This window comes from Allobacillus halotolerans (assembly GCF_018967645.1).
In the GTDB taxonomy this organism is placed as follows: Bacteria; Bacillota; Bacilli; order Bacillales; family Alkalibacillaceae; genus Allobacillus; species Allobacillus halotolerans.
This window is the reverse complement of sequence record NZ_JAHLZF010000006.1, coordinates 71,405-85,867: the sequence shown is the minus strand read 5'-3', so window position 1 is coordinate 85,867 and position 14,463 is coordinate 71,405. Positions and strand designations below refer to the sequence as shown.

11 protein-coding genes are annotated in these 14,463 nt (G+C 38.9%); 8 read left to right on the top strand and 3 right to left on the bottom strand.

The features are described from left to right. The first annotated feature begins 95 nt into the window (after positions 1–95). The 3 genes from KQ486_RS05840 (at position 96) to KQ486_RS05830 (ending at position 4,451) form a co-directional block, all read left to right on the top strand. Positions 96–1,850 (top strand): ABC transporter ATP-binding protein, encoded by a 1,755-nt coding sequence (locus KQ486_RS05840; RefSeq protein ID WP_216687042.1) that lies wholly within the window; start codon positions 96–98, stop codon positions 1,848–1,850. A 14-nt stretch (positions 1,851–1,864) separates the two neighbouring features. Further along, positions 1,865–3,688: an ABC transporter ATP-binding protein gene (locus KQ486_RS05835; protein WP_216687041.1), complete on the top strand. Its 1,824-nt coding sequence runs from the start codon at positions 1,865–1,867 to the stop codon at positions 3,686–3,688. A 97-nt stretch (positions 3,689–3,785) separates the two neighbouring features. Next, positions 3,786–4,451, top strand: a complete 666-nt coding sequence (locus tag KQ486_RS05830) for a potassium channel family protein (protein WP_216687040.1) — start codon at positions 3,786–3,788, stop codon at positions 4,449–4,451. A gap of 180 nt (positions 4,452–4,631) precedes the next feature. Here the strand turns inward: KQ486_RS05830 and rnjA are convergent, their stop codons facing one another. The 3 genes from rnjA to def all read right to left on the bottom strand — a co-directional run bounded on the left by rnjA (position 4,632) and on the right by def (position 7,467). Further along, complete coding sequence (gene rnjA / locus KQ486_RS05825; protein WP_216687039.1) at positions 4,632–6,299, bottom strand: ribonuclease J1; 1,668 nt, start codon at positions 6,297–6,299, stop codon at positions 4,632–4,634. A gap of 3 nt (positions 6,300–6,302) precedes the next feature. Next, positions 6,303–6,512 (bottom strand): DNA-dependent RNA polymerase subunit epsilon, encoded by a 210-nt coding sequence (locus KQ486_RS05820; RefSeq protein WP_144159831.1) that lies wholly within the window; start codon positions 6,510–6,512, stop codon positions 6,303–6,305. A 397-nt stretch (positions 6,513–6,909) separates the two neighbouring features. After that, positions 6,910–7,467, bottom strand: a complete 558-nt coding sequence (gene def, locus KQ486_RS05815) for a peptide deformylase (protein ID WP_144159828.1) — start codon at positions 7,465–7,467, stop codon at positions 6,910–6,912. A gap of 199 nt (positions 7,468–7,666) precedes the next feature. Here def and KQ486_RS05810 point away from each other — a divergent pair, with 199 nt between their 5' ends. The 5 genes from KQ486_RS05810 to lpdA all read left to right on the top strand — a co-directional run bounded on the left by KQ486_RS05810 (position 7,667) and on the right by lpdA (position 14,109). Next, positions 7,667–8,335: a YkyA family protein gene (locus tag KQ486_RS05810; protein ID WP_216687038.1), complete on the top strand. Its 669-nt coding sequence runs from the start codon at positions 7,667–7,669 to the stop codon at positions 8,333–8,335. Between the two features lie 1,010 nt (positions 8,336–9,345). Next, on the top strand, positions 9,346–10,389 hold the full coding sequence (gene pdhA / locus KQ486_RS05805) for a pyruvate dehydrogenase (acetyl-transferring) E1 component subunit alpha (protein ID WP_144160189.1): 1,044 nt from the start codon (positions 9,346–9,348) through the stop codon (positions 10,387–10,389). Between the two features lie 3 nt (positions 10,390–10,392). Then, entirely contained in the window at positions 10,393–11,370 is a 978-nt protein-coding gene (locus KQ486_RS05800; protein WP_144159822.1) for an alpha-ketoacid dehydrogenase subunit beta, read from the top strand. A 31-nt stretch (positions 11,371–11,401) separates the two neighbouring features. After that, a complete protein-coding gene (locus tag KQ486_RS05795; protein ID WP_216687037.1) occupies positions 11,402–12,697 on the top strand; it encodes a dihydrolipoamide acetyltransferase family protein in 1,296 nt (431 codons plus the stop codon). Positions 12,698–12,699: 2 nt separating this feature from the next. Next, complete coding sequence (lpdA, locus tag KQ486_RS05790) at positions 12,700–14,109, top strand: dihydrolipoyl dehydrogenase (protein WP_144159816.1); 1,410 nt, start codon at positions 12,700–12,702, stop codon at positions 14,107–14,109. Positions 14,110–14,463: the final 354 nt, after the last annotated feature.

Here is a 14,463-nt window from a genome sequence, read left to right as displayed (position 1 = left end):
AATTTTTTAATAAATTGCGACAAAAGGGTGGAAATTTATTTCGGAACCCGATATATTAATAAGGCAAAGGTATTTATAAAAGCGAGGGGATCATCATGGAAGTTTTCAAGAAATTAAAACAGTTTTATTGGCCTTATCGGTGGTATTTTTTCTTCTCTATTATTTCACTTGTGTTTGTAGCGGGCATTACCGTCATTTATCCGATCGTTTTACAGATTACGATCGATGATGTCGTTGCCAAGGAACGATTTCAGCTTGTTCCGTACATTGCACTTATTTTTGTTGGTTTGATGGTTGTGAAATCAATCGCAACTTATTTCAATCAATATTTAGGTGATTTGTTTGGCATTTCATCTGTTTATGCCGTTCGCGATGAAATGTATAAAAAGTTACAACGGCTCTCTTTTAAGTATTATGATAATGCAAAAACAGGGGATCTCATGTCACGTTTGACGGCGGATGTGGAAGGGTTTCGTTTCTTCTTATCATTCGGCTTTTCTGAATTGTTGAGGATCTTTTTGTTAATTACCGTTAGTTTAGGTGTTATGTTCTTTTATTCAGTTCCATTAGCGCTGGTGACAATGGCCGCTATGCCCTTTCTTGCTATTGTCGTCTATAAGTTCGATCGACGTGTTCATCCCGCCTTCCGTGGGATCCGTAAATCATTTGGCCGAATGAACACTCGTGTCCAAGAGAATATTTCTGGAATGAATACAGTTAAATCCTTGTCCCGCGAAGATTTCGAAATCGGACGTTTTTCAGAGAAGGGTGAGAATTACCGACAACACTATTTAGATACAGCGAAGATATGGTCAAGATACTTTCCTTTAATGGAATTTATCGGGAATGTGTGCGTGGTTGCATTGCTTGCCTTTGGTGGTTATTTAGTGATTCAAGGAGACTTATCTGTTGGCCGATTAATCGCATTTTTTAGCTTAGTTTGGTATATTCTTGGGCCATTAATGAATTTAGGATTCGTCGTAAACCAATTTTCACAAGCGAAAGCATCCGGTGAAAGATTATTGGAAATTTTAGAATCAGATCTAGAAATTGAGGACCAACCAACCGAACAGATTGATCGCATACAAGGTCATGTCACATTTACAGATGTCACCTTGACGTACTCAGAGGATGATGATCAAGCATTAAAGAATATAAGCTTCGATGCTCCTCCAGGTAAAGTGATTGGTTTAATAGGTGGAACAGGTGCAGGAAAAACAAGTATTACCCAGTTGATTACACGCTTTTATGAGCCTGAAGAAGGTCAGGTGTTAGTTGATGGGAAGCCAGTTAATGAATTCCCTTTAACTCAATTACGTAAAAATATAGGCTTTGTTTTACAAGAACCATTTTTATTTTCAACAACCATCAGAGACAATATTGCTTACGGCAATCCAGAAGCAACCATGGAAGAGATTGTTGATGCTGCGACACGAGCACAAGCACACGATTTCATCATGGAAATGCCCAATGGATATGACACGTTATTAGGCGAAAGAGGAATGGGACTTTCTGGCGGCCAAAAGCAACGAATATCCATTGCTCGTGCAATTTTGATTAACCCAAGTATTCTTGTTCTTGATGACGCTACTTCGGCTGTTGATATGCAGACAGAATTTAAAATCCAAAAAGCGTTGAAAGAAGTGATGGAAGGTCGAACAACATTTATAATTGCTCATCGTATTTCATCATTGAAACACGCAGATGAGATTTTAGTTCTTGAGAACGGAGAAATCGCCGAGCGAGGAAAACACGATTTTCTACTCCAGAACAAAGGAGCTTATCAACGTATTTATGATATCCAGTACCAAGATGAAGAAGCCATCATGGCAAACCAAAAACATGCTTAAAGGAGGGTGCTCGCATGGCGACAGCAACAAAAGAAAAAAGTCCGCATTTAAAAAGATTTCATTACACGCTAGATGTGGCAGTCGATAAGCCATTCAACTGGAAGCAGATGTTACGTTTGCTTCAGTTTTTAAAACCATATGCTAAAACCGTTTTACCGATTGCAATCATTGCAATGCTCGTCTCAACCGCAGTTCGATTAATTGTTCCAATCTTAATCGGTCGTGTGGCAATCGATATAGCCGTTGCCAACCAGGACGTTAACTTGTTGATTCAGTTGGTGGTAGGGATTTCAATACTCTATCTTTTAAGTTATATTGGCAATGCTGTACGTATTAAATATGTCAACATTCTAGGACAGAATATCATTTATGATCTAAGGAAGCATTTATTTTCCCATGTACAGCGATTATCGAATCGATTCTTTGATAATCGATCAGCAGGTAGTATTATCGTGCGAATTATGAATGACATTAATTCTTTGCAAGAGCTGTTTACGAATGGCATTATCAATTTGTTAATGGACGTTACCATGTTAATCAGCATCATCGTTATATTGGTTGTGCTGAGTCCACAGTTAGCTCTAGCAGTCATGGTGATTATACCAATTATGTTCTATATTTCGACTAAACTGCGAAAAAACATTCGTAAATCATGGCAAGATGTACGGATCCAGCAATCTCGTCTGAACTCTCATTTGAATGAAAGTATACAGGGTATTCGTATTACTCAGTCATTCGGGCAAGAGCGTGCAAACACCGAATATTTCGATGGTGTGAATACCGATAACTTTGGTACGTGGCGAACTGCGACCCGAAAAAGTGCGATGTTCCGTCCATTTGTAGAAATGAGTAACGCGTTTGGAACAGTAATATTGGTAGCCTATGGTTCCTACTTGATCATCAATGGAACAATCGATATTGGTACATTTGTTGTATTTGGTTTCTTTATCGGGATGTTTTGGGAGCCAATTTCCCGACTAGGACAAATGTATAACCAGTTACTAATGGCGATGTCTGCCTCTGAAAGAATCTTTGAATTTTTAGATGAGCAGCCGAACGTTGTTGAAAAAGAAGATGCTAAACGATTGGAAGATATCGAGGGTCATATCGAATTCGATCATGTCCAGTTCTCATATGATGAAGATCGGGTTGCACTACATGAAATTTCCCTGGAAATGAAACCGGGTGAAGCAGTCGCATTAGTCGGTCATACAGGATCCGGAAAGTCAACGATCGCCAATTTGATCAATCGCTTTTATGATCCTACAAAAGGTTCTGTTAAAATCGATGGAAATGATTTGCGTGACGTCAAACTAGACGATGTCAGACAGCGCATCAGTGTCGTGTTGCAAGATACCTTCATTTTTTCGGGGACAATTATGGAAAACATCCGTTTTGGTCGACCAACGGCTTCTGATGAAGAAGTTATTGAAGCGGCCAAAGTCGTTGGGGCAGATGAATTCATTCAGAGATTATCAGATGGATATGGAACAGAAGTAGAAGAGCGAGGGAATATTTTATCAGCAGGTGAAAGACAGTTGCTTTCGTTTGCAAGAGCATTGTTGGCTGATCCAAAAATAATCATTCTCGATGAGGCTACTGCCAGTATTGATACAGAAACGGAAATGAAAATCCAAGAAGCTTTGAAACGCTTATTAGAAGGTAGAACATCCATTATTATCGCTCACAGGCTTTCAACGATTCGAGATGCCGATCAGATCATTGTTCTAGAAAACGGTAAAATTCTCGAACGTGGAAGTCATCAGGAATTAATGAATATACAAGGTGAATATTATCACTTAGTCAAATCGCAATTTCAAATGCTTGATCAGCTATAAAAAAAACGGCCACTTAATCAATGGATTAGGTGGCCGACTATTTTCTGATGATAAAATTATGGTATGATATCCTTGATAGATTGAAGGAGGAATTCCGATGAAAAAGTTATATGGGGTAATCGGACTCGGCCGTTTTGGCGGAAGTGTTTGTTTGGAGTTAGCCCGAGAAGGCTTTGAAGTATTAGCACTCGACCGTGATGAAGACCGTGTAAATGAATTTAAAGATATAGCTGCACATGCCGTCATCGGTGATTCGATGGATGAACAGACGTTAATCGATCTTGGTTTTAAAAACATCGATCATGTGATTGTTGCCATCGGAGATAATGTGCATGCGAGTATATTAACAACGCTTATTTTAGAAGAATTAGGCATTAAACGCATCACCGTTAAAGCACAAAATGATTATCATGAAAAGATACTAAACAAAATTGGCGCTGATCATGTTGTTCATCCGGAGCGTGATATGGGTAAACGAATTGCACATAGTATCGTATCCAGTAATATTCTTGATTATATTGAACTTTCCGATGAATATAGTGTGGTAGAAGTGAAAGTCGGCAATAAAATGGATCAAAAAACGATTCAAGAATTGGATGTACGTGCACGATTTGGATGTAATATCGTTGCGATTAAAAGAGGTAAGGACGTAAATGTGTCACCGATGGCAGATGAAGTATTAAGACATGGAGATATTCTGATTGTCATTGGATCGGATAAAGATATCTCCCGATTCGAGAAAAAGTTAGTTATCGAAGAGTAGAAAGGGAGGGCTTAAACCGTAAACTCCCTTTTTCAAAAGTTACATAAGAAAAATACCGAAATGATGGATATCGCCATCAAAATGAACTTCAAAAGTGATAAAAAATCACCAATCACGCATAAAGCGTAATTGGTGATTTTTTTATTTCATTTATTAAATTGCTTTCGGATAGGTAAAAAATTAAACTTCCATAATGATTGGTAAAATCATTGGACGACGCTTAGTACGATCGAATAAGAATGGCTGAATCGTATCAGTAATTTCATTCTTGATTTCTGACCATTGTGTCGTTTTTCTTTCCATAACTTTTTCAAGATGTTTTGCAACCAAGCCTTGTGCTTCTTTAATGAGATCTTCAGATTCACGCATGTAGACAAATCCTCTTGAGATAATGTCCGGACCTGAAGCGATTTTATGCTCTTTCATATTGATGCTGACGACGACAATCACTAAACCTTCTTCAGATAGTATGCGACGGTCTCTCAGTACGATATTTCCAATGTCACCAATACCACTGCCATCGACATAAACAGAACCTGCAGGGATTTTTCCTGCAACGCTCACATCTTTTTTACCAATGGCCAGCACGTCACCAATATCCATGACAAATGAATTTTCACGTGGTACACCTGTTTGTTCTGCAAGTTTTGTGTGTTCAACAAGCATACGATGTTCACCGTGAATTGGCATGAAGTACTTAGGCTTCATCAACCGTAACATTAACTTTTGTTCTTCTTGTCCACCGTGTCCGGATGTATGGATATCATTTAAAGAACCATGAATCACATTTGCTCCTGCACGGTAGAGTTTATTGATATTGCGGTTAATGCTAATGGCATTCCCGGGAATCGGTGATGATGATAAAACAACTGTATCATCTGGGTGGATTTGGATGTGACGATGTGTACCATTGGCAATTCTTGAAAGAGCTGCCATTTGCTCACCTTGAGACCCCGTACAAAGTATGACGAGTTCATCGCTAGGCATTTGATTAATTTTATTTGGCTCGATAAACGTATCGTCAGGAGCATTAATATAATTTAATTCCTGTCCAAGGCGAATGGCATTTTCCATACTGCGTCCAAATACAGCAATCTTACGATCATTTTCAACCGCAGATTGAACGACTTGCTGTAGACGATAAATATTGGAAGCAAACGTTGCAAAGATTATTCTTCCGTCTACCTTGTTAAAGATATCCCGTATGCTTTCGCCGACAACACTCTCAGAAAGTGTGAATCCAGGAACTTCACTGTTTGTACTGTCAGACATTAGGCATAAAACACCTTCTGCTCCAATTTCAGCCATTTTCGTCAAGTTGGCTGGTTCTCCAACTGGAGTGAAATCAAATTTGAAATCACCGGTTTGTACGATGTTTCCTGGTGGTGTCTTGACAACAATTCCGAGTGAATCCGGGATACTGTGTGTCGTTCTAAAGAAGCTTACAGCTGTTTTTCTGAACTTAATGACATCTTCTTCTTCAACAGAATGTAGCTTCGCATTCCTTAATAATTTGTGTTCTTCTAGTTTGTTTTTGATCAGACCGATCGCGAGCTTTCCAGCGTAAATTGGAACATTGATTTCACGTAATAAATATGGAATGCCTCCGATGTGGTCTTCGTGTCCGTGAGTGATGAACAATCCTTTGATTTTATCTTGGTTTTGGATGAGATAAGTGTAATCAGGAATGACATAATCAATTCCCAAAAGTTCGTCTTCAGGGAATTTGATACCGGCATCAATCAAAATAATTTCATCTTGGAATTGAACGCCGTACGTATTTTTTCCGATTTCACCTAATCCCCCCAAAGCGAAGATAGCTACTTGATCATTTTTGACAAATTTCATAAGCTAGATATTCTCCACTTTGAAGTCTTCGGATTTTTGCTCATAAGCTAAATGAGCTTCATTTAATTCAAGGATGTGTTCAATATTGATGTTTCGATCAGCGAGTTTTTCACGGACTTTCTTCACGCTATCTGCTTCAATATACATTGTTTGTGTTTCTTCACGTACAGGAGCTTCTTCTGCGTGCTCCTGAAATAATACTTTAAAAATCATTTTTTTCCTCCTAGTTAATTGTTTCCTACGTTGTTTACCTATCCGTAAAAGCAATATTTAAATGCTAAGATGATAGCATTATGGATAAATTGTTATTCAAAAGGTTTGCTGCATATAGTTGATCAGAATGTTTAAGCCCCAAGTGTCTTTTTGTCTCGAAGCAACTTTTTTAAACGTTTTCTCAATTTTTCTCGTAAACGCTTTAACATGGCGACATACGCTCCTTAATGTATGACGTAAATCCAAAAAACGATTCGCTGAGAAAAGAGAACACTACATTACATTTTCCTGTCGTTATTATCCACTTATTATTTCCATTATATACTTTCCCGTATCACAATTGAAACAATATAATCGATTGTTTTAGAAAAAGTATTTAGACGAATCAGTGTACGACCTATAGATCATCAACAGATACTGCATTTTCTGGTGGTGTCATCGGATCGTTTTCATCAATATGATCATAGAACATGACACCGTTTAAATGGTCGATTTCATGTTGAAAAACAACTGCTGCATAACCTTTAAGACGTAATTTTACTTCTTCACCTTCAAGAGTTGTTGCTTTCACTGTTATCCTTGCATAACGGGGAACAATACCTGGCACATCTCTATCTACGCTTAAACAACCTTCTCCACCAGGGAGGTAGGTTTCTTCAACTGAATGACTGATGATTCTTGGATTGAATAATCCATAGCTATAAGTTCGTTCATGATGATCAGTGAAATGAACAGCCATCATTCTTTTGGATATGCCAAGCTGAGGAGCCGCTAAACCGACTCCGCTTCTCAAATTATACTTTTCAATCATTTCTTCATCTTGACTATTTTTAATAAACTGCAACATTTTCGTTAAAAGTGTTTTATCTTCCTCTGAAGCCGGAAGCTCGACTTGATCAGCCTTTATTCGTAGGGATTCATGACCTTCCCGAACAATATCTTTCATGGTGAGCATACGATTCATCTCCTTGCTTGGTGCTCTATATATATGAATGATACAATTAAATATTGAAAATACCGTTTAATTCATTCTTTACATATTTTATCATATATTTATTGGATTCATAATAAAATGTATCTCAAAAAATGAATTGCTTTGTGTTATAATAGCTAGAAAGAATTTGATAGATAGACAGGAAGGAAGAGACACATACATGAAGAGATTATTAACAATCATAAGCATAATGGTTTTGGGTATCACACTTGCAGCCTGTAACAGTAGTGATCAAACAAAAGAAGAGATTTATAATCATCTGGAAGAAGCCGTCAAAAAAGAAAAGGATTTTCACGAAGCACAAAAAGATCTTGTGGAAGTTGAAAAAGAAGAAAGTAAGCTATATGAACAAATGATAGAGATTAATATGGAAGAGATTGACCAAGTAAAAGACAAAGCAGAGAAGGCGAAAAAACTCTCCCAAGATCGAAAAGAGATTATGGAAAATGAAATGGAAAGTATCAAAGCAGGAAAAGAAGAGTTTGATGAAATGGTTCCTTTAGTCGAGGAACTGGAGAGCGAAGAGGCGAAAAACCAGGCAAATGAGATGGTCGAGGTAATGGAAAACCGTTATAAGTCATTTGCCGAACTCCATGAAACTTATTTATCATCCATTAAAAGTGATCAAAAGCTATATGATTTACTGATGGATGAAGAGTTGGATAAAGAAACATTAGACGAGCAAGTAAATGAAATTAATCAAAAGTATGAAGAGATTGCGACTCATCAAGAGGAATTTAATGAACTGACCAACGAGTTCAATGAACTTAAAAAACAGTTTTACGAAACAATTGAATTAGATGTTCAATATGAAGAAGAGTCGGAATGATCACAGCTAAAACAAAAACAAAATGATGATTTTAAAGCCAATTATTTAAATAACAAACCAATGCGAACGTTCTTTCACCAAAAACGCACACGCCCTGTAGGGAAACTTGCATGCCACGCACTTTGTGAAATTCTGTGCAATAAATCTTGCCATGTCCGTGAAATGCATGAAATTATCAATGAGTATTATTCAAACAAAAGCCCGAACGATTTAGATATAGTCGTTCGGGCTTTTGTTTTTATCCCAACTTCTAACAAAAGAAGATAGGACAAGTGCATGTTGGCAGCCTATTCTTAGGCGTTATTAACGCTTTCGTTTTAATTAACTCTGATCGTGGGTAGGGCACTATTTTCGCCCGCCACGTTTGATTAAAACCACTCCTTAAACCTATCGAGTTCAGTTCCTAATTACTCGCAAGATCGTTCTTCTTTTTTAAAAGCGATTAATCAAAGATAGGCCGCATCTGTCTTCATCCCCCGAAATAATACTTACAACTGTTCCGCTAATGATTACCCTCCATGCCGCTCAACTCAAATATTTCCCAACTCCACTTTCATATGAATCGCAATTCGAATAAGACACGCGCAACTGATACCACTTTAGTTCACTGACTTCTTCATTCACTGCCATTGAAATTGCTGATCGATCAATCTGTTTTACATGAATTTAGCCAGTCTGTTATATTACAGACTCAGTTTATTACTATAACAGATGAACGTATTTCAACTCATATAAAAATTCAGAAAACTGACTGGTTGCTTGGTAAGCAAATACAATTGACGAGTGTTCCCTTTATGTTATAAACTACTCTATAGAACCTTGTATCACTAAAATTTATCTTTTTCATGAAACAGTTTGTTTGATTAAATGCCCGAGCTTAAGGGTAAATATAAAAGATGAAGTTTAGTATGAGGAACGTTAGCCAAACTATGGTAAGAATATAAGGAAAGGAAGAGGTGACTGGTGTGGTTTTTAAAAGTCCAGTAGAAGGCATCGAAGAAAAATTTGAGATGATTCAAATCTTGAATGAAGATGGGAAAATTGTGAATGAGGATGCAATGCCGGATTTATCTGATGATGATTTGGTAGAATTAATGCGACGTATGGTTTATACGAGAGTTTTGGATCAACGTTCAATTGCGTTGAACAGACAAGGAAGATTGGGTTTCTATGCACCGACAGCAGGGCAAGAAGCTTCTCAATTAGGTAGTCAGTTTGCTTTGGAGCAAGATGATTTTATCCTTCCGGGATATCGTGACGTTCCACAGTTGATTTGGCAGGGGCTTCCGTTGTATCAAGCTTTCTTGTTTTCTCGTGGTCATTATCATGGGAACCAAATGCCTGAAGATGTTCAAGCATTGAGTCCACAAATCATTATCGGTGCACAAATTACACAGGCTGCAGGTGTGGCACTCGGAATGAAACGTCGTGGCAAGAAAAATGTTGCCATTACTTATACAGGTGATGGCGGTGCATCGCAAGGTGACTTCTATGAAGGTGTAAACTTTGCCGGAGCTTACCAGGCACCAGCGATATTTATCGTACAAAATAACCGATTCGCTATTTCTGTTCCAGTTGAAAAACAATCAGCAGCGAAAACAATTGCTCAGAAATCAGTAGCTATGGGAATCCCTGGCTTCCTAGTCGATGGTATGGATGTTTTAGCTGTTTATAAAGTAGTACAAGAAGCTCGTGAACGTGCTGTGAATGGTGATGGTCCGACATTAATCGAAACATTGACGTATCGTTATGGTCCACACACAATGGCGGGGGATGACCCTACACGCTACCGTACAGAAGATATGGATAGCGAATGGGAGAAGAAAGATCCAATTGTCCGTTTCCGTAAGTTCTTGGAAGATAAAGGACTATGGTCTGAAGAAAAAGAAAATGAAGTTATGGAAAAAGCGAAAGAAGAGATAAAAACAGCGATCAAGAAAGCGGATAAACAAGAAAAACAATCCGTTACGGAGTTAATTTCCATTATGCATGAAGAACTTCCAGTTAATTTGAAAGAGCAAATGGAAGAATATAAAGAAAAGGAGTCGAAGTAAACAATGGCTGAAATGACTATGATTCAAGCAATAACAGATGCCTTACGCACAGAGTTGAAAAACGATGACAATGTGCTCGTTTTTGGTGAGGATGTTGGCCAAAATGGTGGTGTTTTCCGTGCGACTGAAGGCTTACAGGATGAGTTTGGAGAAGAAAGAGTTTTTGACACGCCATTGGCTGAATCAGGAATCATCGGCATGTCTGTCGGTTTGTCGACACAAGGTTACCGACCAGTTCCGGAAATTCAGTTCTTCGGCTTCGTTTTCGAAGCTATGGATGCAGTGGTAGGTCAATCTGCTCGTATGCGTTACCGTTCCGGAGGTAGATGGCATGCGCCAATTACAATCCGTTCACCTTTTGGTGGTGGTGTTCACACACCAGAACTTCACGCAGATAGCTTAGAAGGTTTTATGACTCAAGCACCGGGTCTTCGTGTCGTTATTCCATCAGGTCCATATGATGCAAAAGGGTTATTGATTTCTTCGATTCGAAATAACGACCCTGTTATTTTCTTGGAGCACATGAAGTTATATCGTTCTTTCCGTGAAGAAGTTCCTGAAGACGAATATACGATCGATTTAGACAAAGCGAACGTTGTAAGAAAAGGTACCGATATGACGTTAGTTGCATACGGTGCGATGGTTCATTCGTCCATTAAGGCAGCGGAAGAATTAGAAGAAGAAGGAATCAGCTGTGAAGTCATTGACCTTCGTACGGTGAGCCCAATTGATATTGACACAATTCTAGAATCCGTTAAGAAAACAAACCGTGCAGTCGTTGTTCAAGAAGCTCAGCGTCAAGCAGGAGTGGCAGCTGGAATTGTTGCTGAAATTCAAGAGCGTGCGATTTTGCATTTAGAAGCACCTGTTTTTCGAGTGACTGCTCCAGATACAGTATATCCATTCTCCCAAGCGGAAGAAGTATGGTTACCTGATCATCAAGACATTAAAGAAAAAGTAAAAGAATCCATGAACTTTTAATTGAAATTGATAATGAATAGGAGGGATTATCTTGGCCTTTGAATTTAAACTTCCTGATATTGGTGAAGGAATCCATGAAGGTGAAATTGCCAAGTGGTTTGTGAAAGAAGGCGACCAAGTAAGCGAAGATGATGTCTTAGCCGAGGTTCAAAACGACAAGGCAGTTGTTGAGATCCCATCTCCGGTTGATGGGACAGTCAAAAAAATCTTTGTTGATGAAGGCGAAGTAACGACCGTTGGTACGGTCATCATAACCTTCGATGCAGAAGGGTATGAAGACGACTCGGAAGAAGAATCATCAAAAGAAGAAGAACCGAAACAAGAAGAACAAACGGAAGAAAAGAAAGAAGAACCGAAAGAAGAGCAAACAGCGGATCGTAAACAAACAGAAGCGAGCGAAAAGTCTGTTGACGAAAACAAACGGGTCATTGCGATGCCTTCTGTCCGTAAATATGCACGAGACAATGACGTAAATATTCAGCAAGTTAGTGGTTCAGGTAAAAATGGTCGAATCTTAAAAGATGATATTGATCAATTCTTAAGTGGGGATCAACCTACTGAAGATGTCCAGCAGACGGAAGAAACTGCAGAGCAACAAGCGGCACCGCAAACAACGGAAGGTCAATACCCTGAAACAAGAGAGAAAATCAGTGGTATTCGCCGTACAATTGCAAATGCAATGGTGAACTCCAAACGTACAGCACCACATGTTACATTGATGGATGACGTGGATGTTACCGCTATGGTAGAACACCGTAAGAAATTCAAAGCAATTGCAGAAGAGCAAGACATTAAACTAACTTATTTACCATATGTCGTAAAAGCTCTAGTTTCAACATTGAAGAAGTATCCGATCTTGAATGCTTCCTTCGACGATGAAACAGAAGAACTTATTTATAAGCATTATTACAATATTGGAATTGCTGCTGATACAGACCGTGGACTACTTGTACCGGTCGTAAAAGATGCAGATCGCAAATCCATGTTTGATATCTCTGCTGAAATAAATGAGTTGGCAACAAAAGCGCGTGATGGTAAACTTTCTCCAGGGGAGATGAAAGGTGCTTCTTGTTCGATCACGAATATCGGATCTGCAGGTGGACAGTGGTTCACTCCTGTCATCAATCATCCTGAAATGGGTATTTTAGGTATTGGTCGAATCAGCGAGAAACCAGTTGTTCGCGACGGAGAAGTTGTTGTAGCACCTGTATTGGCATTATCTCTAAGCTTTGATCATCGCATGGTTGACGGTGCAACAGCACAATATGCGATGAATCATGTAAAACGATTATTGAATGATCCACAACTAATTATGATGGAGGGTTGATTATGGTAGTAGGAGATTTTCCAGAAGAAGTAGATACGCTAATCGTCGGTGCTGGACCCGGCGGTTACGTTGCAGCAATCCGAGCTGCACAAATGGGACAAAAAGTAACCATTGTAGATAAGGGCAACCTAGGCGGTGTTTGTTTGAACGTAGGTTGTATTCCATCTAAAGCATTAATTTCAGCAGGTCATCGTTATGAACAAGCGTCTGGTTCTGATGACATGGGAATTGTTGCAGAAAAGGTATCTGTCAATTGGGATAAAGTCCAAGAGTGGAAAGGCCAGGTTGTTAACAAATTAACCGGCGGTGTTGAAAGCTTATTAAAAGCGAATAAAGTAGATATCGTTAAAGGTGAAGCTTATTTTGTTGATCAAAATACAGCCAAAATCATGGACGAAAAGCAGTCGCAAACGTATAAGTTCAAAAATTGTATTTTAGCAACAGGATCTAGACCGGTTGAATTAAAACCATTCCCTTATTCTGAGCGCGTGTTAGACTCTACAGGTGCATTGGACTTAAAAGAAGTTCCAGGAAAAATGGTTGTAATCGGTGGAGGTTATATCGGTACTGAACTTGGTGGCGCGTACGCAAGCTTTGGTACAGAAGTAACTATCCTTGAAGGTACAAAAGATATCTTGGGCGGTTTCGAGAAACAAATGACCCAATTAGTGAAAAAACGTCTGAAAGGAAAAGGCGTTGATATTGTTACAGAAGCTATGGCTCAAGGCGTTGAAGAAACCGATAATGGTGTAAAAGTAACCTATGAAGTAAAAGGCGAAGAAAAAACAATAGAAGCTGATTACCTATTGGTAACAGTCGGCCGTCGTCCAAACACGGATGAAATTGGACTTGAAGAAGTTGGCGTGGAAATGGATGATAAAGGCTTAATTAAAGTGGATAAACAAGGACGTACGAATCTAGATACCATTTATGCGATTGGTGACATTGTTGACGGACCACCATTAGCTCACAAAGCTTCTTATGAAGGTAAAATTGCTGCTGAGGCGATTAGTGGAGAGAAATCAGAAATCGATTATCTATCCATGCCACTTGTCGTTTTCTCAGATCCAGAGCTTGCAAGCGTTGGATACAATGAGAGCGACGCAAAAGAAGCAGGCTATGATGTTAAAGTTTCTAAATTCCCATTCGCAGCTAACGGCCGTGCGTTAAGCTTAAATGATACGGATGGTTTCGTGAAATTAATTACGCGTAAATCAGACGGATTAGTCATTGGTGCTCAAGTTGCTGGTCCAAGTGCAAGTGATCTAATTGCAGAATTAGGACTTGCTGTGGAGGCTGGTATGACAGCTGAAGACTTAGCATTGACGATCCATGCTCACCCAACACTTGGTGAGACGGTTATGGAAGCAGGCGACCTTGCAATCGGCATGCCAATTCATACAATGAAATAATGAATAGGTGAGAAATTAAAACACACCGATTCAGTTGAACCTATCCGGTTCGCTGATCGGTGTGTTTTTTCTTTGAAAAATATAAAGATTCTAATACACAACTTAGCGTAAGTTTCGGTGGCGATCGCTGGTATTAAATGAGACATAAAGAGATACGCAAGATAGGGCTAGAGTACTTAAACGCGATCAAAGAGAATTTATATGAGTTTTACAAAACCGTAAAAGCCTCAGCTATACCAGAAGTCGAAAAAGCGATTGAGACGCTTCTTCAGAATTCATGAAAAGCCCCAGATATAATTTACACAACGGTTACCTTGAAGATGTCATTAATCAAACCAAGATGATTCATGAACA

Coding starts and splice junctions, on each gene's coding strand:
- KQ486_RS05840 (WP_216687042.1), top strand. CDS start 96: ATGGAAGTTTTCAAGAAATTAAAACAGTTTTATTGGCCTTATCGGTGG.
- KQ486_RS05835 (WP_216687041.1), top strand. CDS start 1,865: ATGGCGACAGCAACAAAAGAAAAAAGTCCGCATTTAAAAAGATTTCAT.
- KQ486_RS05830 (WP_216687040.1), top strand. CDS start 3,786: ATGAAAAAGTTATATGGGGTAATCGGACTCGGCCGTTTTGGCGGAAGT.
- rnjA (WP_216687039.1), bottom strand. CDS start 6,299: ATGAAATTTGTCAAAAATGATCAAGTAGCTATCTTCGCTTTGGGGGGA.
- KQ486_RS05820 (WP_144159831.1), bottom strand. CDS start 6,512: ATGATTTTTAAAGTATTATTTCAGGAGCACGCAGAAGAAGCTCCTGTA.
- def (WP_144159828.1), bottom strand. CDS start 7,467: ATGCTCACCATGAAAGATATTGTTCGGGAAGGTCATGAATCCCTACGA.
- KQ486_RS05810 (WP_216687038.1), top strand. CDS start 7,667: ATGAAGAGATTATTAACAATCATAAGCATAATGGTTTTGGGTATCACA.
- pdhA (WP_144160189.1), top strand. CDS start 9,346: ATGATTCAAATCTTGAATGAAGATGGGAAAATTGTGAATGAGGATGCA.
- KQ486_RS05800 (WP_144159822.1), top strand. CDS start 10,393: ATGGCTGAAATGACTATGATTCAAGCAATAACAGATGCCTTACGCACA.
- lpdA (WP_144159816.1), top strand. CDS start 12,700: ATGGTAGTAGGAGATTTTCCAGAAGAAGTAGATACGCTAATCGTCGGT.